The organism is Streptomyces sp. NPDC000941 (genome assembly GCF_053599555.1).
This window is the reverse complement of the sequence record NZ_JBSFMM010000462.1, coordinates 1-3,160: the sequence shown is the minus strand read 5'-3', so window position 1 is coordinate 3,160 and position 3,160 is coordinate 1. Positions and strand designations below refer to the sequence as shown.

General features: G+C 69.1%; 1 protein-coding gene. It reads right to left on the bottom strand.

Features of this window, described 5'->3' with window-relative positions; all coding sequences use genetic code 11:
• On the bottom strand, positions 1–3,160 hold a 3,160-nt coding region (locus tag ACWDSL_RS52670), incomplete at both ends, for a type I polyketide synthase (RefSeq protein ID WP_450496804.1).

Here is a 3,160-nt window from a genome sequence, read left to right as displayed (position 1 = left end):
TCGTGTTGGAAGGCGTTGGTGGGCAGTTCGGCGTGAGCTGTGGTGGGGGTGGGGAAGATGATGGGCAGGCCGTGGCAGTGGGCTGCGGCCAGCGCGAGAGGGAAGGCGAGGTCCTGGCCGGTGCGCTGCAGGGGGATCGCGGTCGCGTCCTGGGGGACGAGGGAGGAGAGCACGGCGTCCGGGCCCAGCTCGACGAACACCCGCCCGCCCAACTCCCGCGCCTGCTCCACCCCAGCCGCGAAACGCACCGTACCCCGCAACTGCGCCACCCAGTACGCCGGATCCGCCAGCTCCTCCGCACTCGCCACCCGCCCCGTCACATTCGAGACCACCAGCACCCGCGGAACACCCGCCGTCACCCCCGCGACCACCTCCGCGAACTCCTCCAACGCGGAATCCATATGCGCCGAATGGAACGCGTGACTGACCCGCAACGCCTTCGTCCGCCGACCCAGCCCCACAAAATGCCCCGCCACCTCCGCGACCGCACCCGCATCGCCCGAGACCACGACCGACTCGGCATCATTGACCGCGGCCAGCGACACCCCCGGATGCCCCTCCATGACGGTGAGGACCTCGTCCTCGATTGCGGCGATCATCGTCATCGCCCCACCCGAGCGAGCCGCCTGCATCAGCCGCCCACGCGCGGCCACCAGCACACACGCATCCTCCAAAGACCACACCCCCGCCACATACGCCGCAGCGAGTTCGCCGATCGAATGCCCCAGCAGCACATCAGGCACCAGTCCGTATGCCTCGGCCAGCCGGAACAACGCCACCTGCAACGCGAACAAACCCGCCTGCGCATACCGCGTCTGTTCCAACAACTCCGCATCGGAGCCGAAGACCACGTCCTTCAGCGGCACCGGAAACTCGAAACGGGCACACACCTCATCGAAAGCAGCCGCAAACACCGGCTCCGCCTCATACAACACCCGCCCCATCCCAGGACGCTGCGAACCCTGCCCGGTGAACAGAAACACTGTCTTACCCCCGGCCACGATGCCAGTGACCGCACACTCATGCGGCCGGCCCGCCGCCAACTCCTCAAGACCCGCGGCAAGTTCAGCAACCCACCCGCCCACCACCGCCGCCCGCTGATCAAAGTGGGCACGCCCGTCGATGAGGGTACGCGCGACAGCGGCCGTATCGAGGTCGTGGCCGGCCTCACGGACATACGCGGCCAACCGGGCCGCCTGCTCCCGCAACCCGGCCGGTGTCTTCGCAGACATTGGCCACACCACCGGCAGCCCCGACTCCTCCTCGGACTCCTCGGTCGGCTCCTCGGCAGGCGCCTGCTCCAAAATCACGTGCGCGTTCGTACCGCTGATCCCGAAGGAGGACACGCCCGCCCGGCGCGGGCGGTCCGCCTCCGGCCATGGGCGGGCCTCGGTCAGCAGGCGTACCTGTCCCGCCTCCCAGTCGACATGCGGGGTGGGCTCATCCACGTGCAGTGTCCGTGGCAGCACTCCGCGCCGCATCGCCTCCACCATCTTGATCACACCCGCCACACCCGCAGCGGCCTGCGCATGCCCGATGTTCGACTTGATGGAGCCCAGCCACAGGGGCTGTTCAGCATCCCTGCCCTGCCCATACGTCGCCATCAGGGCCTGCGCCTCGATCGGGTCGCCGAGCGTGGTGCCGGTGCCATGCGCCTCGACCGCGTCCACGTCGGACGCAGCCAGCCGCGCGCTGTCCAGCGCCTGCCGGATCACCCGCTCCTGCGAGGGACCGTTCGGCGCCGTCAGACCGTTGCTCGCACCGTCCTGGTTCACGGCCGAACCCCGCACCACGCCGAGAACCTGGTGCCCGTTGCGCCGGGCGTCCGACAGCCGTTCCAGGACCAGGACACCCACGCCTTCACCCCACACGGTGCCGTCGGCGCCGTCGGCGAACGCCTTCACCCGGCCGTCGGGCGCCAGCCCCCGCTGACGGCTGAACTCCACGAAGGTCGCCGGTGCCGCCATGACGGTGACACCGCCGGCGAGCGCGAGTCGGCATTCGCCGTTGCGCAGCGCCTGGGCGGCCAGGTGCAGGGCCACCAGCGAGGACGAGCACGCGGTGTCCACCGTCACCGCCGGACCCTCCAGCCCGAACACATACGACACCCGGCCGGAGAGGACGCTGCCCGCGCTGCCCGTGCCGAGGTAGCCCTCCAGGTCTTCAGGAGCCTTGCCCACGCGGATGCCGTAGTCGTCGTACATGACACCGGCGAAGACGCCCGTGTCGCTGCCGCGTACGGAGGTGGGGTCGATGCCGGCGTGCTCGAACGCCTCCCACGCCGCCTCCAGCAGCAGCCGCTGCTGCGGATCCGTCGCCAGCGCCTCACGCGGACTGATCCCGAAGAACCCCGCATCAAACCCATCCGCCCCATGCAGGAACCCGCCCCGCGACACATACGACGTCCCCGGATGATCCGGATCCGGATCGAACAGCGACCCCAGATCCCAGCCCCGGTTCACCGGAAAACCGGAAACCGCGTCCCCACCCTCCTCCAACAACCGCCACAACTCCCCAGGCGACGACACCCCACCCGGCAACCGGCAGCTCATCCCCACAATCACCACCGGATCCGACACCCAATCCACACCCACACCCACACCACCCACCACAGCCTGCACCGACGACGAAACACCGCTGCCTTCGTCGAGGAGTTGGGACCGCAGGAACCCCGCCACCGCCAGCGGTGTGGGGTGGTCGAAGGTGAGGGTCGTGGGGAGAGTGAGGCCGACCGACGAGCCGAGGTGGTTCCTGAAATCGACCGCTGCCAAGGAGTCGAATCCCAGCTCCTTGAAGGCTCGGGAGCCGTCGATGGTGTCGGGAGTGACGTGCCCCAGGATGCTGGAAACGTGGGTGAGAACGAGCTCCCGCAGGATGCGGTGCTGTTCCTCCACTGACTCCTCGGCTGCGAGTCGTTGGCTGAGAGACGTGGCAGGGGTTGCGGGAACAGCGGCCTCACCGGTCGGCTCCGGGGCCATCACACCGCGCAGCCGCTCCCCCTGCTGGGAGCCTCGGTTCTCCAGCCAGTAGGGGTGGTGTTGGAAGGGGTATGTGGGGAGGTCGGTGTGTGTGGTGGTGTTGGTGGTGGGCCAGGTGGGGGTGTGGCCGTGGGTGTGGGTGGTGGCGAGGTTGTGGGTGAGGGTGTGGGTGTCGGGGGTGT